This window comes from Saprospiraceae bacterium (assembly GCA_016716185.1).
GTDB lineage: Bacteria > Bacteroidota > Bacteroidia > Chitinophagales > Saprospiraceae > Vicinibacter.
Genome location: JADJWV010000001.1, coordinates 423,478 through 444,492, shown reverse-complemented (window position 1 = coordinate 444,492; position 21,015 = coordinate 423,478). Strand labels below are relative to the sequence as shown.

The following is a 21,015-nucleotide window of genomic DNA, read 5'->3' as shown; positions in this document are numbered from 1 at the left end:
ATGATACAGGAAGAGAAATTTTTAAGGTATCAAATTGTCAAGGGGATTTTGCTGTTGTTCTCAGCCATACTCATCATTGCGCTTGCTAAAATTCAGTTGTTTAATCCATCTTATTCATCAAAAGCCAGTTCGATAACCCTCAATCAAAATTTAATTTATCCATCGCGGGGTTTGCTATATGACCGGAATGGAAAAATACTCGTCATCAATTATCCGACCTACGATCTGCTGGTTACTTATAAAGCCATATCTCCCGACATGGATACGGCTTTGTTCTGTAAACTGCTTCAGATCGACCGGGAAAGATTTATTTCCGGACTTCAAAAGGATTGGAAATCGGGAAAATACAGCAAATCAGTTCCTTTTATTTTTTTGAAAAGTATTCCTCCCGAAATTTTTCTTCCATTCAAAGAAAATTTATTCCGCTTCCCGGGTTTCTCCAGTGAACTCCGTTCAATACGGGGATATCCGGAACCCCATGGTGCGAATTTTTTAGGATACATCAGCGAAGCCACACCGGAAGATATCGAACACAGCAACGGACTATACAGGCCCGGTGATTATGTGGGTTGCGCAGGTTTGGAAAAATATTACGAAGACGATATTCGAGGCATCAATGGAGTTGAATTTATTCTCAAAGACAATCTCGGCAGGGAAGTTGGCAATTATGAATCCGGACGTTTAAACAGGAAAGCGATTTCGGGCAAAGACATACAGCTCAGTATCGACCTGGAGTTGCAACGCTATGGCGATAGTCTGATGCTGCATAAAGTTGGTGGTATCGTGGCCATTGAACCCGCTACCGGTGAAATCTTATGTCAAATAACTTCGCCAACTTTCGATCCAAATCTGATGTCGGTTCACAACAATCGCGGATTGGCGTATTCGTATTTGCTTCGGGATTCATTAAAACCTTTGTTTGACAGATCTGCAAATGCGAAATATCCTCCGGGATCCATTTTTAAACCTGTTCTATCGCTTATTGCCATGCAGGAAGGTGTATTGAATGAAAACACCGGCCATACTTGTACAGGCGCTTATTATTATAAAACGGTGAGCTACGGTTGCCATACACATCCATCTCCGGGCAATTTGCAAATTGCACTTCAACATTCGTGCAATGCTTATTTTATACAAACGTTTCGGGATCTCATCGAGATTAAAGGATTTTCGAAACCCCAGTACGGTCTCGATTTATTGGGAAAGTATCTGACTGCTTTTGGATTGGGGCGGCCGCTATACAGCGATGTAGCTACAGAAAGCAGTGGGAGCATTCCAACATCAGAATATTATACGCGATTATATAAAACCGATCAATGGCGATCCACTTATTTTGTTTCGGTTGGTATTGGACAGGGCGAACTCGAACTAACAACCTTGCAAATGGCTAACCTGGCTGCCATTATCGCGAATAAAGGATATTACATGACACCACATCTCATCAAAACTTTTGATCACGGAGCCTATCCGATTCCCGAAAAATTCCGGATCAAAAATAAAGTGCCCGTCGATGAAAAGCATTTTAATCCGGTTATCAACGGAATGGAACTCGCCGTTAGATCAGGTACAGCTTTCAAAGCCTATTATCCGGAGATCAGCATCTGCGGGAAAACAGGTACTTCGCAAAATCCTCATGGCGAAGATCACTCTGTCTTTTTTGCATTTGCACCCAAGGATCAACCTAAAATCGCCATAGCCGTTTACGTTGAAAATGCCGGCTGGGGTGGTGAAGTAGCTGCTCCGATGGCCAGTTTGATGATTGAAAAATATTTGAATCGCGAAGTCAAACGAAGAGATCTGCACGATCAAATGGTCAAAAAAGATTTGATCACCAAAAAAAAGAAAACATGATCATCTCTTCCATAGTAGCCATGAACCGGGACCAAATCATCGGCTTAAACAACCAAATACCCTGGTACCTGCCTGCTGATCTTAAGTTTTTTAAAAAAATCACTACAGGTCATCACGTTCTGATGGGAAGAAAATGTTTCGAAAGCATTGGGAACCCATTACCCAACCGGACCAATATCATCATAACCCGAGATCCCTTTTACATAGTCTCCAACTGTCTGATCGCACATTCTATTGAAGAAGGAATCCTGCTGGCAAAAAAAAATGGAGAAAAAGAATTGTTCATCATCGGTGGTGGCGAGATCTACAATCAATCAAAAGGCCTGTGGAATAAATTGTACATCACTTTAGTCGATTATACAGGACCCGGAGACACGTATTTTCCCGAAATTGAGCTTGAGAACTGGAAGCTCGTTTCCCACGAAAAAGGAATGGTCGATGCGAAAAATCAACTCGGGCATCAATTCGACATTTACCAAAAAATATAAAAGTTCTTCTTGATAAACGTGCTTCCCTAAATAGAAGCACTATGAAAGAAGACCTGCTCCATTATTTCTGGGGTTTGAAAATACTCACAACCTACCAACTTCACACCACCCGTAGAGAACCATTGAAGATACTGGCCGCAGGTCAGCATAACCTGAATCAGGGTCCTGATTTTCTTTATGCAAAAGTGGAAATCGGCGGAATTATATGGATCGGGCATGTCGAAATCCACATTCGTTCTTCCGATTGGAATGCACATGGGCACGAAGATGATCCACATTATAAAAATGTGATACTGCATGTTGTTTGGGAAGCAGATAAAGAAATATTTATAAACGGGTCTCAGATGGCATGCCTTGAAATTAAAAATTATCTGCCAACTGAAATGTGTACCCAATACGAAAGGCTGATGAATTCGGTATTACCTGTTCCCTGTCACGAACATTTACACAACATTCCTCAGGAAATTAAAAATATCATGCTGGAAAAACTCATGATCGAACGGTTTGAAAACAAAACTACAGTTACTATGAATGAATTGAACAACATTCAATACGATTGGGAAGCTTTGTTCTTCCGGAAATTTGCTTATTATCTCGTCTCTCCCGTAAACAGAAAAGCCATGGAATCGTTGATGCAGCATATTCCTTATGCATTGCTCTCTAAATACAAACACGATAAATTTCTGACTGAAGCACTGCTGTTTGGTGTTGCTGGTTTTTTAAACGGGCAAGCCCCCGATAATTATACTGCGGGACTTAAAACTGAATTTGATTTTATGCTAAAAAAACATCAGTTGCATATTATAAATCCGGTTGAATGGAAATTTCTTAGGATGCGCCCCGCGCATTTTCCCGGATTGCGCTTGGCCCAACTTGCAGCTTTGTTACACAATAGGGACCACTGGTTTTCACAGCTACTGAACTTCGAAAGCCTTCGTCGGTTTTGCCAGTTTTTTAGCGTTGAATTAGATGGTTATTGGAAAACACATTACCATCCCGGTAAAAAATACAAGAGGATACCAAACCAAGATTTGGGCATCCACACTTTGCACAGTATTTTTATCAATGCAGCATGTCCGGTTCTGTTTGCATATGGACAAATACATGCTGAGGAAAAGTTCAAACTGAAAGCCTTGCGTTTTATGGAAGAACTAAAAGCAGAATCCAACCGGATCACCCAATTGTGGAAAAGTTATAACTTTGCACTAAATCATGCAGGACACAGTCAGGCCGGTATACAACTTTACCAGAATTATTGTGTTCCTAAGAGATGTACAAACTGCATGATTGGCAGCACCATTCTAAAAAGTGGTAATTCAGCAAATTCAGATCAAGTCATTTATTAATTTTCAAAATTTTTAACTATGAGATGTGCTCTTTGCCTGATTTTAATTTATGGTAGTTTGACTTGTCTGCAGTCACAAAATTCAAACTGGTTTGCCGGAGCCCGGGTGGCTTACCAAAACACCTGGATTTTAAACAGCGACGATTTTGATCAAGGTGGCGAACTCGATTATGTTGCAACTTTTAAGCCGGCCATCGGACTGATTCTTGGCTATAAATTAAACTCGAAGTTGAATTTACAAACCGGTATCAGCTATTCGTTGCAGGGCCAGAATTACGAAACCGCAGGAAACGAAGATGCAGACTATGAAACAGAATTGAATTATCTGAAGATTCCGCTTCTATTGAGTTTCCGGCCTAAGCCTGATTCCAAAATCGGATGGATCGTTCAGGGTGGCTTACAAATTTCATTACTTTCAGACGCGAAAAGTTCAAGAGAGAATTTTTTTGGTATTTACAGTTCTGTTTTGAAGGATGCAAAAAATTATTATGTGTCCACAGGTATCGAATTTGTTGCCGGATTGGGAGCCGAATATCAAACCGGATCACACGCTTTCAGGTTCATGTTACAGGCCGATTATGGTTTGTCAGATATTGAGAAAACAGAGAAAAAACCAGGTTTACGAAGCGTGTCGAGCAATGCGACCATTGCATTGCCCATGCTGAGTTACCTGTATGCGTTTTAATAATACAGACATTGATCAAGCTACTAAAATTCCTGTTGCTTCCCTTTTCATTCCTTTATGGATTGGGGGTCAGCATCTATCAGGCACTCTATTTTTCCGGCATTCTTAAATCCGTCAAATTCAGTTTTCCCGTCGTTTGTATAGGTAATCTCAGCGTGGGCGGCACCGGAAAATCTCCTCATGTTGAATATCTGGTCCGGCTGTTGAAAGATTATCTGGAAGTGGGCGTGCTGAGCCGGGGATACAAACGAAAAACCATGGGATTCTATTGGGTGGAGGCAGGCAGTAATGCCCTGGAAGTAGGCGATGAACCTGCACAGATCAAAAGTAAATTTCCGGACGTAGCCGTTGCCGTTGCCGAAAATCGCGCACTAGGGATACCGCGAATGATCCGGGAAATTCCGGATCTTCAATTGATTGTATTGGACGATGCATTTCAACATCTCGAAGTGAAATGTTCACTGAATATTTTACTCACTGAATTTTCACGACCATATACGCGCGATCATCTTATGCCAAGTGGAAGACTGAGAGAGTGGAGTTATGGTGCAGCACGCGCCGACGTGGTCATTGCAAGCAAATGCCCAGATCATTTAACTGAACAGGATTTTGAAAAATTCAGATCAGACCTGCGTTTAAACAATAACCAAAAACTCTTTTTCTCAAAAATAAAATACGGAGAACCCTACCACATTTTCAAACCCGAAATTAAATACAAACTCAATCCTGGTTTAGAAGTTACCCTCATCAGTGCCATAGCCCAATCTGAATACCTCGAATCCTATCTCAATGAGCGGGTTGCAGGATTGAATAGCATCCTCTTCGAAGACCATCACTTTTTTACGGAAACCGAACTGAATGGCCTGGTCGAGAAATACAACAGGATCAGCCATTCAAACAAAATGGTTTTGACTACTGAAAAAGATGCCACCCGGCTTAAATTGTTTGAGGACTTTTTTGAAAAACATAACATCGATGTATATGCCATTCCCATCGAAGTTGAATTTTACCAGCAGGAATTGTTCGACGAGTATATAAAACAATTCTTATTGGAATTCCGGGTTTAATTTGAGAAAAGCTACATTTTCCTAAAAGTGAGTTGAGCAAAATATGATGTCCCGTGTTTAACCGCAAAGAGCGCAAAATTTTCAAAACGGAGATAAGAAGCACATCAAAAATTCTCTGCACCTTTCCCGCCTGAACGACCGGATTTTAAAAATTAAGTTGGATCATTTAATTCAGGCAGGTACGGGAAACAAAAAATGTACATTCGGATTTTAGAGCAGCATGAATCACATTCCTTTTCTTGAACTAAACAAAGCAATATACCTTACAACCAAATATCAATTCCCGTTCAATTCGGAACGCACAATTTATTCGTGCTCAACTCTCCGCTTGGAATCGGCCAAATGTAATTTTTTGCAGTAGGAAGCACTTCGGGAGCTTTGCCAATACTTCCTGTCTTGGCAGCTAAAGCCATTACATTGCGCTGCAAATCCTGCAATCTTATCCCTTCTCCCAGAAATTCTATACGTCGCTCAGTTATTATTGTCTGCAACAATTTATCTTTTGTATCGACGTCCGCATCAGCAAACTGATAATTAGGATTCGAACGTTGCCTAACACTTGTTAGTAGTTTTTTAGCCTGATCCAGATCTCCTGTTTGCGCTGCAGCTTCTGCATAATTCAACATAACTTCCGCATACCGGATCACCGGAATATAATCGCTGAATGGAGCCGTCGTTGTTCTGAATTTAGTCAGGATTTTATGCTTGGCCACATTTATTGATGTCAGCAAAGACCTGGCATCCTCCGGATCACTCATCACGGGATGATAACCAATGCCTTCTTTGGCAAGAAATATAATGGGTTGCGTGATGTAATTAAAAGCTAATGCAAACTGAGCCGGAGGTGTTTCCGTGGTGCTGTTTGCAAATATGATGGAAAACAAGGTCTCCGGTCCGGTATAATTGGAAGTAAAAACATTTGCAATTGAACTTTCCAGCTGATGGGTTATGTTCCCGGATTGATATAAGAAAGGAGGATTCAATGGGACCAGCTTTTGTGCCTCTGCTATTACTTTGGTAAACTCAGCCATGTTGAGAAAAACTCTGGTTTTCAAGGCAATTGCGGTGGCTTTATGCGCTCTTGAAGCATTCAATACGGAAGTGGCATAAGCAACCGGAAGTGCCGCTTCTGCTTCGTCCAGATCTTTGATGACTTGCAGGTAAACCTCTTCTACAGGACTTCTCACCAGGTCATTGTGCCCGGATGAAGTAATAGGAGTCAATCGCAAAGGAACTCCCAGCGCTGTTTTATCCTGATTGTATGGCTTGGCATAGGTTTGAACCAGATTCAGAAAACAAAAAGCCCTGATATATTTGGCCTCTCCAATATATAATTGAGCAAGACTATCGGGAATTACACTCGTGTTTTCCAATTGCGCCATCAGGATGTTGGCGGCATTGATGGCTGTATAAGCAGCTGACCATACGTTGTTAATGTATTCGCTGGTCGATGCTGCATTTTGATTCCAGATGGCAGAACCCGTTGCAGCGTTTCCATCGTTTTGTCCGAACTCATCTGCGCGTTGTTCGTTGAACACGATAAACCTCCCGCCATAAAAATTGGGATTTTGAATTTGTCCGTATAAATTATTGACTTGAGCCAGAATTTTAGATGGCGTACTGAACGCTTCCGCATCTGGTATGTTGGTTTTGGGATCGACATCCAGAAAATCTTTTTCACAGGATGACCACAAAAACAAACCCGAAACAAGTATGATCGCAATGGTAGTAATTTTCATTTTTTTTTGAAATTCTTATATTAATAAAACAAACAATTGTTAGTATTTAAAATCCAACATTCAATCCAATAGAAAACACCTGAGCATTGGGAGACACATTTTGATCCTTTCCCGAATGAATGGAGTTGCCATTGATACTGATCTCGGGATCCGAACCCCGGTATCCCGTTATGGTATATAAATTTACAGCCTGCACAAAAGCACGGGCTGAACTGATTTTATTTTCCAGTCCTAATTTTTTCAAGGGCAGTTCATAAGCCAGTGTGATGTTTTTTAGTTTGACATAATCGCCTTTTTCTACTTTCGATGCCGCTGAAAAAGAAAATCCCGCAGAAACATTATCGCCGTAATACAGTTTTTGAATTTCTGTTTGCTGACCCGGGGTCGTCCATCGCTCTTTGATAAATTCACCGTTGTTAAAATAACGCTGATCTGAATTGGTAGCCCGGGTTCCATTGTATAACAGGTGACCAAATGCATAGGTCAGATTGACCAGCAGTTCAAATTGCTTGTATCGGAACGTGTTGTTAAATCCTCCAAAGTATTTGGGCAAAGAAGGTCCCTGGATGACCCCGTCCAGATAATTGTCGATGGCCGGCGCAGGAGTTCCATCCAGATAAGTCCATTTTGGCGAACCGATGTGATTGTACTGAACTGTCTTTCCTTCGCGGTTTTGAAACATCATTAAACCGTTATCGGGATTTACTCCCTTCCAGGGAACCGCAAAAATCGATCCTACGGAATATCCTTCACGGGTCATATTTTGCACTCCAAAAATGCTGGGAACATAAATATCACTGATTAATTTCGTCACCTTGTTGGTGAGGGTAGAAAAATTCAAATCTACATCCCAATGAAAACTTCCTTTATTCAGAAGATTGGTTCCCAATGACAATTCGATCCCGGTATTGTACATATTTCCCACATTCGTATTGATAAAGTTTCCGGGAATTCCTGCCGACAATGCCTGTGGAGCTTTGAGGATCAGATCGCTGATGTCATTTCTGTAATAATCAAATTCGAGTTGCAGTTTCCCTCCCCACAAACTTGCATTGAAGCCCAAATCGAGTTTGGTGCTGGCCTCCCACTTTAAGTTCGGATTGGCTGTTTGCGAATAAATCAAAGTGGGCTGTCCTCCGTAAGTATTGGATCCGTATAAACCGACTGCAGGATAATTGCCGATTTCGCTGTTTCCAACAACACCATAGCTTGCACGAATTCTGAATTGATCTAAAACATTCCTGATCGAACTGTTTTGAAAAAAGTTTTCTTTGGCCACATTCCATCCAATGGACCCGCCCATAAAGTTTCCAAACTCATTTCCTTCCGCTAAAGCAGACAAACCGTCTCTCCGGAAATTAAATGTGAAAAAATATTTTTTATCAAAGTCATACGTCATGTTGGAGAAATAGGACAACAATCTGTTTTCCGCAAATAAATTTCCATAGGGTGAAATATTTACAAATCCACCCTGGTAGTTCTCATAGTAAGGATCGGTAATATTGCTGCGTTGTGCCCCCCAGGAGTTAATTTTGGTTTTCAATTGCTCGTATCCGGCAAGTACCGTAAGGTGATGGGCATCATTCAAATCAAATTCGTAATTTAAAGTATTGACCCAATCGGTGCGATAATGTGTGGTAAATACGTTGGTTGCCACACCATTAGAAGATGCACCGCCTCCATGCACCGGATTCAGAAAAGAAATATTTTCTGTCTGCAAATTATTGATTCCATAACTCGATTTAAGTTTTAGATTTTTCAACAGTCTCCATTCGCAGTAAAAATTTCCGATCAGGGTGTTGTTCTCTGATGTGCTGACATCGAGTTTTTGGACCATGGCCAAATTGTATGCATTGATGGTTCCAATAGTGCTGGGATTGTTGGCACCATAACCTACGCTGATCTTGTTTTGGTAACTGTACGAACCATCGCTGCGATATACCGGAACATTTGGCGGTAATACATAGGTCATCCTACCCAGAGGCTCGTTGGTAATATATTCTGAATTATAGGAAGAAGTACCCAGAGAATAACTCGAGATGGCTCCGGTATTGGGCCCTTTGTTGAATCCATTTGCATACGTTGCAAAGGCTCCCACGCTGAGGTACTCATTGAGTTTATTTTCGATATTCAATCTGGCTGAATACCGTTCGTATTCATTATACCTGATAAAGCTGTTTTGATTGGTGTATCCAAACGAGAAAAAATACTGAGTCGTATTATTGGCTCCCGAAACACTCAGGTTATGACTGTGTGAAATTCCCGGCCTGTATGCTACATCGTACCAACTGGTATTTACAATGCTGCTATCTGGATTGTACATCAAGGCATATCCGGGTTGTAAGCCGGCATTTTTCATCGCTTCATTTTTGATCATCACATAATCTTCTGCACCTAACAGTTTTGGCAAATTGTAAGGGGTGCTTCTGCTTAACCAGCTGTCGTAATGAACGCGAACCCGTCCTTTCTTTCCTTTTTTAGTAGTGATAACCATGACTCCATTGGCTGCACGGGATCCATAAATTGCGGCAGCTGAAGCGTCTTTTAGTACGTCTATAGATTGAATGTCATTGGGATTTAAATCAGACAAAGGATTGTTGCCGATCAATCCGCCAATAGAACCTACAAACATGGCTACTCCATCCACCACGACCAATGGAAAGATTCCCGAAGTAATGGAGTTGATCCCGCGTATGCGCATCACGGGCGTGTTGTTGAGTACACCCGTTTGCTGCAACACATCGATACCGGGTGCCTGTCCTCCCAGTAACTGATCAAAACTCACAGCAGGTCTGTTTTGAATTTTCTGTACGTCGATGTTTGCAACGGCGCCTGAAAATTCACTTTTCTTTTGAACCGTATAGCCACTCACAACCAGCACTTCTTCCAATTCATTTCTCTTTGCTTCCAGCGAAATCTGCAAAAATTCAGCAGACCTAAGTTCTACCTCTTTCTCTTCATAACCAGTATACCTGATCTGTAAAATGGCAGGAAAACTATCGCGGATCAATAAGGAAAATTCACCTAAAGTATTGGTCGTTGTTCCTTCCAGACTGTTTTTTAGGTTTACCACAACGCCCTCCAATCCGGTGTTGTTGCTGGCATCGATAACACGGCCGACCAGCCGCAATTGTTGTGCCGAGATCAGTTCTGAACACAACAAGAGAAATAGAAAATAAATCAGTTTCAGGGATAGCCTGGAGACTATCGCCGGGGCTTTGGAATGCATCATAAAATTCAAGTCTTTGTTAAAAAATCTGTTACGAAGTCCAAATTTAGAGTGCCTTTGTGTACTTCATCCATGATATATAAAAGCCTTGTTTAATATGAGGGCGAATCTGGCTTAATATTATGTAAAAGCCTCAAAATAATTGACGAACCCGGTTATTTTGGAAGAGTTCAATCCAGGGTGTCCCTTATTTGAACAGATTTTAGGGAAACGGGCGATTGGTAGCCAAATTCCGTTTTTTAAGAGAATTTAAGTGCGCTTATTGCATTCCTTTATTAGAGCCCCGCGCATTTTTCATTTCGGCGAAGTTCAAAAAGGAGTCCGGCTATTTCTGCTCCCAATTCCTTTCACCGGAGTTTGGATTCGTATAAATTTCAAGACAGATCTGTGCATTATAGAGCTACCTTTGACTCCATTCCTGAAATCCATAAATGCCATAAACTCAAATCACAACAATTTCGTTTTATAAACATGCAGATTCGTTTGCTATTGTTTTGTTTTTCAATCCTCAACTGCTGCCTTGCGCAAAAAGACAGCGTCATTGTGTACAATACATGGATTAACGGCATGGAAACGGAAGTGCGCATCGATGATGGCGATACTTTACTCACCACGTTATTGGATTTAACCGGCATACTTCCCTTAAGACAATTTGATTCGATTGCCGATCAGGAACGCTACTTAAAATACCGCCGCTATGCTTTTGTCGTTTACCCCTATGCAGCCCATTCTGTGCGCCTATACCAGCAGGTACAGGAAGCCACGGCGGGTATGACTGATAAAGAAAAACGTAAATTTGTCGACCAAATCGATCAGGCCTTGGAGCAACAGTTCGAAAACACCTTAAAAAATCTGACGCGAACTCAGGGTTTGATCCTGATCAAAATGGTCGAACGCGAACTGGATAAATCCTTTCATTCAATCGTAAAAGAACTGCGCGGCGGATTTACAGCTTTCTATTACAATCAAATTGGAAAATTCAACGGTTACAAGATCAAAGAAAAATACAAAGACGGGGTGGATCCCGTTATGGATGCCGTTCTCGATGAATTCGATATGAAAAAAGACCTCAACAGCCATGTCAATTAAAACACAGTGGATCAGTCCGTCAAATATTGCCATCGTCAAATATTGGGGAAAGCTGCCCGACCAGATCCCCATGAATCCATCTTTAAGTTTAACACTATCCGAAAGTCATACCAATACCTCTGTACATTGGTTAAAAAGAACTCCGGACGAGCAAAAGCGTTTTCAATTTTTGTTTGAAGGAAAACCGAAACCCGGATTCGAACCAAAAATTCTATCTTTTTTAGATAAACTGGACATTTACCTCCCATGGCTGAAGGATTGGCACCTGGAAATCAACAGTGCGAATACGTTCCCGCATTCTTCGGGTATTGCCTCCTCGGCTTCTGCGATGAGTGCGCTTGCTTTATGCATTGTTTCATTTGAACAACACTTATTTCCTGATTCATTTATATCTGATTCTCAATTTTTTCGCCGGGGTTCATGGTTTGCACGCCTGGGTTCCGGCTCGGCAAGCAGATCTGTGTTTCCGGTTGCCAGCCTTTGGGGAAATTTTTTGCAACAGCACGACAGTTCTGATGAATTTGGAATTGGAATGGCTGACGAGGTGCATGTGGAATTTAAAAATTATTGCGATTACATTTTCATCGTGAGTGGCGGAGTAAAATCCGTGTCTTCATCGGCCGGTCACGATCTCATGAATCGTCATTTTTTCAGAGAAGGCCGCATCGAACAGGCTTTTCATCATTTGAAAGAATTATTGCCCGCTTTAAAAACCGGCGATCTTGAAAAATTTATTCAGATCTGTGAAACAGAAGCCATGACCCTGCACGGCTTGATGATGAGTTCAAACCCATATTATCTGTTGTTGCAACCCGATTCCTTACGTATCATCCACGCCATCCGCAATTTCAGAAACGAAACAAAAATTCCGCTGGCCTTTACAATAGATGCAGGACCCAACATCCACCTACTTTTTCCGCAGCGTTATCAGGAAGAAATTGAATCCTGGATAGAATCAAGCCTGCCCGAATATCTTGCAGAGGGAAAACTGATCAGGGATCTCGTTGGAACGGGACCAGTTTGTCTGTCATGAAAATTATAATTCCCTTTTGTGTGTTCGCTTGTTCTTTGTCGCTTTCTGCACAGACAAAAGTTATTGTTCACAACCCTGCTTTCGAAAAGAAACTTCAGTCCTTGCTGGATCACTTGGTCCCTGAATTGGATTGTGCTGACTTATACAACCATGCAGACCAATATTATATACTCGACACCCGCGAATACAAAGAGTACGAGGTATCACACTTAAAAAATTCACGATGGGTTGGCTACAATTCCTTCGACTTGCAATCCGTCAAAGACATTCCCAAATCTGCCCGCATCGTTTGTTATTGTTCAGTAGGCTATCGAAGTGAAAAAATTTGCGAACAACTCATCAAATCAGGATATCAAAATGTGTACAACCTTTACGGCAGCATTTTCGAATGGGTCAATCGGGGATATCCGGTTGTAGATGTTACCGGATCCAATACAAATAACATACATGTTTACAATAGAAAATGGGGGAGGTGGATGGTAAATCCGGACATTAAAAAAATCTATTGAATCTATTAAAAAAATCTTATTCATCGCAAATGAAATCAAAATTTCTTGTTGTTTGATAATTTTGTAGCTTTGAATCCAGCCCTTACTTGGGACGCGAGAACGAATTTTTTATTGCTAACTCCCTATGTCCTTTTTAAAGGGTCAGGTAAAATATATGGGGATTAAGTTGAAATGAAGCAATTTTGGTATCTGAAATAAATAAAATCAGTATGTCCAATTAGTAAACAGATCAGAAATTCAGATCGGCCTTTTTCATTTTAGCTAAAACTGATTTAAAAAGCGTTAAGAACAAAATACTGTTTGAGCTCGCTTAAAGCTATAATAAATCCTTTATGACATATAAGCAATGGGCCAACACGGCAGATCAAGGCGAGTTTATTTTGTTTAGCTTTTTAAGTCAGTTTTAGCGTTAAGAAATGAAAACAGCCTTGATTTTTTTTGGTTCTTTTTTGTATCAAGACAAAAAAGAACAATGAATCTTAGGAATAAGTGAAAGTCAATTGGATAATTTTGGGCTTTTTGAATCCGTGAATTTATTTAAAAATTGACGTCAAAGTTGATTTCTCCCCATATTTTTGATTTGATCCTTTTTAAAAGTCTATATTCATTTTGTCTGGTGTACCAAAAACAGATACCCATATCTTCATTCCAAAGAATTAAGATTAAATGTATGGAATCACATCCGAGAAAATGCCCGGGAAAAAGGCATTTACATTGATTTCATCAATGGCTATACCGATCATTGTCATTGTCTAGTTTCAATGAGTGGAGATCACAGCCTACAAAATGTAATGAAATTAATTAAAGGGGAATCTTCCTATTGGATAAACAAAAATAAATTAACCCAAGAAAAATTTGAATGGCAGGATGAATATTATGCAGCTTCTGTTTCTGAATCCTTGTTGGATCGAGTCAGAGAATACATAAAAAATCAGGAAGAGCATCACAGCAAAAGCACGTTCCGGGATGAATGCGATGAATTTATTGAATAAGAATGGGTTTTAACCCATTCAAATTCAATCCTCCCCATGCTCCCTCGCCGGCTGCATCTGAATGCTGCCAGCTCCATCCCTTAAATCCGGCCTGCGTATCTTACCCCCACTCACTCCCGCCTGATAAGCAAAAACGCCCAAAACCATCGCCATGATGGCTAATGGAATATGTAGTTTTGAAGCAAAGGCCTTTTGTTTCTTGTGTAAGAACAACGTAATCAACGAAACCACTCCCAACAATACCGTACCAATAAAAAAAGGCTTTGTCGATTCTTCATGCTCCTCTACGATCTGGTGATCGATACCGGCAATATTTTCTATGGCATCTTCGGCTGATTCGCCTGATTGATTGGCAGGCAATGCAGACAATGCGCCAAAAACAAAAAAGAACAGCGCAGTCATCTGAACTACGCGATTTTTAAAAAACAATCCATAAACCATTAAAGCCAGGCCAAACAACACGGCAAAAATGGGTACGTGATTGACCAACAAATGCAAATGAATGGGATTCATATTTTATTTTTATTTAAAATTACAACATGAGTTTCTTCCTTTAAATTCCTTATTCCAACTAGTTATATAAAATTAATGGTGATTCGGCGATCATTGAGCTTGGACCATACGGGTTAAACAGTTAAAATCCATATTAGCATACCATCCATTTTCTTTATGTCATTTGAACACTTCGTGGCTTTATAGAAGAAAATCGAAACGTTAACTCAGGCTTTTGATATGAATGTTCGAATGTCGAAACTTCGAAAGGCCCAAAGGCCGAAACTTCTAAAAGTTGAACCTCAGACCCAAATATTCTTCAATTCCAGATTTATATTTTCCGGATAAAACAACCTGGTCGCATTCGCAAAATTCTCTGAATAATCCGATACATAAAAATGGTCCTGTAACGTTTTTTTACTACTGAGTAAATTTTTTACTCGAAGTTTTTCTTGCAACTGCTTCGCAGTGACTTCGGTCGAATCCATAACTGCGATCTTTTTTTGATAATAATTCTCGATCTCATTTTTGATCAAAGGATAATGGGTGCAAGCCAGCAGCAAAGCATCTATATGAGAAAGAGCCGGATCCGATAAATAATTTTCAATGACGCTGTGGCTAATGTTGTTATTGACAAATCCTTCTTCGATCATCGGTGCCAGTAATGGCGTCGCCAAAGCTCCAACCTCTATATCCGGATTCGTTGCCTTAAATATTTTCTGATAGACTCCCGATTGAACAGTGGCGTGTGTGGCAATTAATCCTACGTGTTTTATGTTCAATCGACAAGCGGCTTGTATCAAAGGATCAACTACATTGACAAATACCGCCTTTTCTCTGAAAAATTCAAGCAATACTTCGTATGCGGCTGTCGATGCTGAATTACATGCAACTACAATCGCCTTGCATTTATTCTCGAGTAAAAAATTGCAAATCCTCAGTGAAAAATATCGAATGGCGTCGTGCGACTTTTCGCCATACGGCAAATGCGCAGTATCCCCAAAATAAATGATGCTTTCCTCGGGAAGCAATTTATGAATAGCCGATGCAATGGTCAGTCCCCCGATTCCGGAATCAAAAATACCTATGGGCCGACCGGCATCCACTGGTTAAATACCTAACTTCGTTTTAACCAGGGCGGTGACATCCAGATTTTCCTGCGCAAACAAAAGCATTCCCGCGCTGGAATCAAAAATATAGGTAAACTGCCCTTCTGCTGCCACCTGCTTGATTGCATTGTTTAATTTGTCTATGACCGGCTGCAACAATTCCTGCCTTCTCGACAACAATTGTTTTTGGACTTCCTGCTCGTATTTACCCAATTCGCCTTCCTGTTCCTTGAGTTTTTTTGCTTCTTCGTCCAATGCTTTCGGACTGATTTCGCCGGATTGCTCTCTCTTCTGAAGGTCTTTGTATTTGGTTTCCAATTCCTGAACCATGAGTTGCCCCTTTTTTTCCAATTGCGTTTGCAAAGCCTGAAGCGTGGCATCGGCCTGCTTGACTTCGGGCAATTCAGACATAAGCAACTGCGAATTCAGATAACCGAATTTTTGAGCATGCGTTGTTCCAATCAATGTTGCAATCAGAAATAAAAGAATTGAAAAGATCTTGTTCATTTTTGAAATTATTTATTTGGTTTTTAGTTTCTTGAGAATCGCTTCTGTTTTATCGAGGTCTTTGTTGTAATACATAATTCCTGCCGTTCCGCTCGTATCGAAAATAGCATCCAAACTGTTCGCCAGGGCATAGTCCTGAATAGCGGTATACACTTTATCTTGTATTGGCCTCACCAGATCCTGCCTCCTTTTAAACAACTCGCCATCTTCACCGAATTTATCTTTCTGCATTTTTCGGGCTTCCTTTTCGCGATTGGTGATCTCTTCTTCTTTGAGCTTGCGCTGCTCTTCAGTCAACAATACCTGCTCAGCCTGGTATTTGTTATACAGCGCTTTGATTTTATCGTACTCCACCGCAATTTCCTGTTTCCACCCGGCTGCAATACGGTCCAACTCGTCTTGAGCACTCTTGTATTCTTCTAGATTGTCCAAAACTTTATTGACGTCTACCAGTGCAAATTTTTGAGCATGTAAGCCGGTCATACCGACAAAAACCAGGAATAGAATTTTTAAATAGTTCATGTTGATCAGATTGAATTTCGTTAAACGTTTCAATTCTTCAAAAAGTGCACAAAAGTACAGAATTTGAAAAATTAGCTGCTTTCTTTTGCTATTAAACTTAAATTGTCTGGTTCTGGTTTCCGACCCGGCTTATTTAACCCCACCTTAACCTAATTCTCCTGTTTAAATTGACTATTAAAAATCTGGCCGGTATGGAGTTCCGGCAAAAAAGCATTGCTTTATTTTGGAATTGAAAATCAAAGGCCTACTTGCCTGGGCTGTTTTATCTTTGGGCATGCATAAGATTGCCGAAATAGGGCCCCACGAAATAAGCTTCGAACAACTAAAATCCCTGCTGACAAAGGAGCAGAAAATTTCACTTAGTCCCGATCAATTGTCGATGATTCAGGAGCGGCGTTCGGTCCTGGAAGCTTTAATTCAACATGGCGATAAAGCCTATTATGGGGTCAATACAGGTTTTGGGGCACTTTGCAATGTTGTTATTCCTGGCGACCAGCTGGACGAACTGCAGTCCAATCTGATCAGGTCTCATGCTTGCGGATTTGGAGAACCTGCCACCGAGAAAATCGTGCGAATCTGCCTGTTGCTTAAAATCATCTGCCTTTCCAAAGGGGTGTCAGCAGTCCGGCAGGAACTGGTCGCTTTTTTAATCGAACTTTACAATAGAAATCTTTATCCTAAAGTTCCAACAATCGGTTCACTGGGAGCTTCCGGCGACCTGGCTCCGCTTGCTCATTTGTTTCTTCCTTGTATAGGAGAGGGGAGTTTTCTCCTCAACGGAAAGGAAATCCCTGCTTCGATGGTATTACAAAACGAGGGCCTCAAAGCTCCCATGCTGAAAGCTAAAGAGGGTCTGGCTCTTTTAAATGGCACCCAATTTTCTCTGGCTTTATTGCTCGACAATCTGATGCGGGCAGAAAAATTATACCATCTGGCTAACTTGATTTCAGCCCTGTCTTGTGAAGCATTCAACTGCACGACAAGCTTTTTACATCCCGAAATACATGCGCTCCGCAAGCAAGCCGGACAAATCAATGCTGCTGCTGAAATTTCGTCCTGGCTTGAAAACAGCAACTTGAATTCCCGGCCAGACAAATCGGTACAGGACCCTTACAGCTTCCGCTGCGCTCCCCAGGTCCATGGCGCTTGCCTGGATAATCTCAATTACATCCGGCAAACTGCAGAAAACGAGATCAATGCGGTTACGGACAACCCACTTCTGCTGAGTTCGGGAGAAATCGTTTCAGGAGGAAATTTCCATGCCGAAGTCCTCGCCTTTGCATCCGACCATTTGTCGCTGGCTATGTGCGAATTGGCTAATATTTCCGAAAGAAGGCTTTATCAACTGGTTTGCGGTTTCCGCGGACTTCCCGATTTCCTAACCACTGATGCCGGACTCAACTCCGGTTACATGATCGTTCAATATGCCGCCGCCGCCGCAGTAAGTTTGAACAAACAACTGGCATCTCCTTCTTCTGTCGATTCGATTGTGTCTTCCAAAGGACAAGAGGACCATGTCAGCATGGCCGCCAATGCCGGACTTAAGCACCAACAAATTGTCAAAAACACCTCGATGGTATTGACCATGGAATGGATGACTGCATGCAGAGCACTGCACTTTAGAAAGGATGTAAAACTTAATCCCAAATTAGAAACACTGGTAAAAAATTATCTACATCAGTTTCCAATCATTTTAGAAGACCACGTTCCTGCAGATTTTTACGAGGGAAGCTGGCAATATTTATGTTCTGCTATTGATTGTTAGTTTTTTTAGTAAACCTCGGATTTTAGCTTTTTTAATAATCCGTGTAGATTCTCTTACCAACAAAATTCTTAGTGTTCCTTTGCGTCTTGGTGTCATCGCGGTAGAAATTTAACAATGCAATGTTCAACTATCTTAACTAATGTTAATTGCCTAAATGTCAAAATCCCGATAAAATGCTTAATATTTTAGAAAATAAATAATTCACTATATTTTATCAGAGCGAAAAGTCCATGTTCCCTTCTCTTCCCGAACTGTTTCATTTGGTCTATTTGAATAATCCTTGCAGATCAACTTTACAACAAAGTATTTTGTACAACTTTGCGACTTCCCTTCAAGTTGGCAGAAATTGCGAAGTTTAATTTCTATTTTTCCCAAAAATTGCTTTCCTCCTAAAAGTCCAATAGCCTAAAAGTCTTCAGCTTTAAATTTCCTCAGACGGGAATTCGATTTCCGGTTCTTCTTTTCCCATTTCCTTTTATCTTTACAACCATGAAATTTTTATTGAGAAGCGCCTTGCTTGTTTTTATTTTGACGAGTTCGTGCAAAACCTTAAAAGAGGGTTGGGACAATCTCAATCTTTTTCCGGTATCACAGGACGTTGAATTGGGGAAAAAAGTTTATTTGGAAATTTCCTCAAACCAGGCTGAATATCCTGAACTGCCCAGAAAAGGAAATGAACTTGTTTATAATTATGTAGAATCCATTGTTCAAAAAATTCTCAAAGCAGGAAAAGTCGAATACGCAAATGATTTTGAATGGAAAGTCACTCTTATCAATGATCTCAACACGTTGAATGCGTTTGCCACACCCGGAGGTTATATTTATATTTATACCGGGCTTATTAGCTTTCTCGATTCAGAAGATCAGCTTGCAGGAGTTATCGGACATGAAATTGCACATGCTGCAAAACGACATAGCACCAAACAACTGAGTAAAAGTTTAGGAGTTCAAATACTTGCGGATGCAGCTTTGGGTAAACAGGAAATGATCAAACAAGTGGCCACTGCTTTATTGTCTTTGAGTTTTAGCCGCGCACACGAAACTCAGGCAGATAGCATGTCCGTGGTTTATTTATGTCCAACCAACTACAATGCAGCTGGGGCTTCGGGCTTTTTTAAGAAAATGGAAAATCAACCTGCACCTCCCTCCTGGTTAAGCACACACCCCAATCCCAAAAACAGAATCGAGAACATCGATTCGAAAAACAAACAATTGGCCTGTACAGGTAAAGAAACCTATGCTAAGGAATACGCAAAAATCAAAGAACTGGTAGTTAAAATTGCGCCTGTCAAACCAACTGAATCAAAAACATTACCCAAAGATTCCACTTCTCAAAAACCACCTGCCAAAACACAAACTCCAACACCTGCAAATACTCAGGACAAACGACAAAAGAAACTGGAAAAGCCTGGTGGAGGAAAGTAAGGCTTGGAGGCTTGGAGGCTTTAGGCTTTAGGCTTTAGGCTTTAGGCTTCACTATTGGTTTGTATAGCGAAAATTTAGCGCCTTTTAATAAAAACGGAGCAATTTTAATAACTAACAATTGTTAGATTTTTAAAAAATCTCCCTTCTAAAAGCCTAAAGGTCTAAACTTCTAAATGTCTTTCCGCCTCAATTCTTCCCATCAATAATCACCGGTGTGTTTTTATCCATTACGATCACTTTTGAATTGCCCGAGCTGACCAGATTCTGATAGGTCTTGATCCATTCGTATTGGAGCTGCTTGTCGGTGAGGGTGGCATTGATGATCTTCTGGTAATCTGCGATACCCTGAGCCTCTACTCTTTTTCGCTCGGCTTCCTGTTTTTCCTTTTGCAAAACATAGGTCATCTTTTGGGCATCCTGCTCGGCGCGGATTTTTTCTTCGATGGCTGCACTAACAGATTGTGGCAGTACGATGTTCCTCACTAACAACTGTTCGAGTACCAGTCCGCGGGAATTAAAATCGGATTCTATACTTTTAAATATTTTGAGCTGAAATTCGTCTCTTTTCGTCGAAAATAATTCAATCGCCTGGTAATAAACGGCGTTGTCGCGGATTTTGGTGCGGGCTATAGGTCTCACAATTTTATCGACATAGTTGGTGCCAATTTCCTGGACAATGCGCGGCGCCTCTGATTTATTCATACGGAAAAGTACCGTTAGATCGATAATTACTTCCAATCCGTCATTGGTAAGCACCCGGATGGCATCGTCGCCAACCTGCTTGTTTTCATCGTGGATACCACTCATGGTATAATTCTGGGTTTTTACATCCAGACGAATGATTTCCATCAGAGGATTGACCACGTGCAATCCACTTTCCAGAATGTTGGGATGCACTTTCCCGAATAACTTTTTCACCCCGATTTTACCCGCATCGATTTCAACAACACTCGACATCAGAAATCCAACGAGAATCATCACCACCCCGGTTGCCCGAATGATGCGCAAAGCTTTTGTCATTCCAAGATCCGGGTTTTTAATCAAAAACCCGACAAGCAACATGATTATACCAATAGAGATTAGCGCCATAAAATTTGATTGTATTTAAAAAACATACGGATTGCGATCAAGCGTTCCGAAATTATAAAGAATTGCGACCAAATCCCGC

18 protein-coding genes are annotated in these 21,015 nt (G+C 41.0%); 11 read left to right on the top strand and 7 right to left on the bottom strand.

Translation table 11 applies throughout. The features are described from left to right. Genes IPM34_01690 through lpxK form a run of 5 tightly spaced genes read left to right on the top strand, consistent with a single transcriptional unit; the run spans position 1 to position 5,436 of the window. Positions 1 to 1,851: a penicillin-binding protein 2 gene (locus IPM34_01690; GenBank protein MBK8954257.1), complete on the top strand. Its 1,851-nt coding sequence runs from the start codon at positions 1 to 3 to the stop codon at positions 1,849 to 1,851. Further along, positions 1,848 to 2,339, top strand: a complete 492-nt coding sequence (locus IPM34_01685) for a dihydrofolate reductase (GenBank protein MBK8954256.1) — start codon at positions 1,848 to 1,850, stop codon at positions 2,337 to 2,339. Before IPM34_01690 ends, IPM34_01685 begins: the two co-directional genes overlap by 4 nt. 41 nt (positions 2,340 to 2,380) lie before the next feature. After that, positions 2,381 to 3,685, top strand: coding sequence for a DUF2851 family protein (locus tag IPM34_01680; protein MBK8954255.1), 1,305 nt, complete (start codon positions 2,381 to 2,383; stop codon positions 3,683 to 3,685). Between the two features lie 18 nt (positions 3,686 to 3,703). Then, the gene (locus tag IPM34_01675; protein MBK8954254.1) at positions 3,704 to 4,369 is read left to right on the top strand and encodes a PorT family protein; all 666 of its coding nucleotides are present in this window, start codon (positions 3,704 to 3,706) and stop codon (positions 4,367 to 4,369) included. Positions 4,370 to 4,380: 11 nt separating this feature from the next. Beyond that, on the top strand, positions 4,381 to 5,436 hold the full coding sequence (gene lpxK / locus IPM34_01670) for a tetraacyldisaccharide 4'-kinase (GenBank protein MBK8954253.1): 1,056 nt from the start codon (positions 4,381 to 4,383) through the stop codon (positions 5,434 to 5,436). A gap of 287 nt (positions 5,437 to 5,723) precedes the next feature. Here lpxK and IPM34_01665 read toward each other — a convergent pair whose 3' ends face one another. Both IPM34_01665 and IPM34_01660 read right to left on the bottom strand, forming a co-directional pair. Continuing rightward, complete coding sequence (locus IPM34_01665) at positions 5,724 to 7,175, bottom strand: RagB/SusD family nutrient uptake outer membrane protein (protein ID MBK8954252.1); 1,452 nt, start codon at positions 7,173 to 7,175, stop codon at positions 5,724 to 5,726. Between the two features lie 46 nt (positions 7,176 to 7,221). Beyond that, a complete protein-coding gene (locus IPM34_01660) occupies positions 7,222 to 10,407 on the bottom strand; it encodes a SusC/RagA family TonB-linked outer membrane protein (protein MBK8954251.1) in 3,186 nt (1,061 codons plus the stop codon). A gap of 384 nt (positions 10,408 to 10,791) precedes the next feature. Between IPM34_01660 and IPM34_01655 the strand changes: the two genes are divergently transcribed. The 4 genes from IPM34_01655 to tnpA all read left to right on the top strand — a co-directional run bounded on the left by IPM34_01655 (position 10,792) and on the right by tnpA (position 14,027). Next, entirely contained in the window at positions 10,792 to 11,493 is a 702-nt protein-coding gene (locus tag IPM34_01655; GenBank protein ID MBK8954250.1) for a DUF4294 domain-containing protein, read from the top strand. Next, on the top strand, positions 11,483 to 12,526 hold the full coding sequence (locus IPM34_01650) for a diphosphomevalonate decarboxylase (GenBank protein MBK8954249.1): 1,044 nt from the start codon (positions 11,483 to 11,485) through the stop codon (positions 12,524 to 12,526). The genes IPM34_01655 and IPM34_01650 overlap by 11 nt, the downstream gene beginning before the upstream one ends. After that, positions 12,523 to 13,035, top strand: a complete 513-nt coding sequence (locus tag IPM34_01645; protein MBK8954248.1) for a rhodanese-like domain-containing protein — start codon at positions 12,523 to 12,525, stop codon at positions 13,033 to 13,035. The genes IPM34_01650 and IPM34_01645 overlap by 4 nt, the downstream gene beginning before the upstream one ends. Before the next feature lie 602 nt (positions 13,036 to 13,637). Then, on the top strand, positions 13,638 to 14,027 hold the full coding sequence (gene tnpA, locus IPM34_01640) for an IS200/IS605 family transposase (protein MBK8954247.1): 390 nt from the start codon (positions 13,638 to 13,640) through the stop codon (positions 14,025 to 14,027). 24 nt (positions 14,028 to 14,051) lie between these two features. On the opposite strand, the gene IPM34_01635 is transcribed toward tnpA, so the two are convergent. The 4 genes from IPM34_01635 to IPM34_01620 all read right to left on the bottom strand — a co-directional run bounded on the left by IPM34_01635 (position 14,052) and on the right by IPM34_01620 (position 16,657). Further along, entirely contained in the window at positions 14,052 to 14,540 is a 489-nt protein-coding gene (locus IPM34_01635) for a hypothetical protein (GenBank protein MBK8954246.1), read from the bottom strand. Between the two features lie 281 nt (positions 14,541 to 14,821). Next, on the bottom strand, positions 14,822 to 15,625 hold the full coding sequence (gene murI / locus IPM34_01630) for a glutamate racemase (protein ID MBK8954245.1): 804 nt from the start codon (positions 15,623 to 15,625) through the stop codon (positions 14,822 to 14,824). Positions 15,626 to 15,628: 3 nt separating this feature from the next. Next, positions 15,629 to 16,135 carry an OmpH family outer membrane protein gene (locus IPM34_01625; protein MBK8954244.1) on the bottom strand — a complete coding sequence of 169 codons (507 nt, stop codon included), beginning with the start codon at positions 16,133 to 16,135 and terminating at the stop codon, positions 15,629 to 15,631. 12 nt (positions 16,136 to 16,147) lie between these two features. Further along, complete coding sequence (locus IPM34_01620; protein MBK8954243.1) at positions 16,148 to 16,657, bottom strand: OmpH family outer membrane protein; 510 nt, start codon at positions 16,655 to 16,657, stop codon at positions 16,148 to 16,150. 274 nt (positions 16,658 to 16,931) lie between these two features. Between IPM34_01620 and hutH the strand changes: the two genes are divergently transcribed. Both hutH and IPM34_01610 read left to right on the top strand, forming a co-directional pair. Beyond that, on the top strand, positions 16,932 to 18,422 hold the full coding sequence (hutH, locus tag IPM34_01615; protein ID MBK8954242.1) for a histidine ammonia-lyase: 1,491 nt from the start codon (positions 16,932 to 16,934) through the stop codon (positions 18,420 to 18,422). A gap of 489 nt (positions 18,423 to 18,911) precedes the next feature. Next, positions 18,912 to 19,847 carry a M48 family metalloprotease gene (locus IPM34_01610; protein ID MBK8954241.1) on the top strand — a complete coding sequence of 312 codons (936 nt, stop codon included), beginning with the start codon at positions 18,912 to 18,914 and terminating at the stop codon, positions 19,845 to 19,847. Between the two features lie 186 nt (positions 19,848 to 20,033). Here the strand turns inward: IPM34_01610 and IPM34_01605 are convergent, their stop codons facing one another. Further along, positions 20,034 to 20,936 (bottom strand): prohibitin family protein, encoded by a 903-nt coding sequence (locus IPM34_01605; GenBank protein MBK8954240.1) that lies wholly within the window; start codon positions 20,934 to 20,936, stop codon positions 20,034 to 20,036. Positions 20,937 to 21,015: the final 79 nt, after the last annotated feature.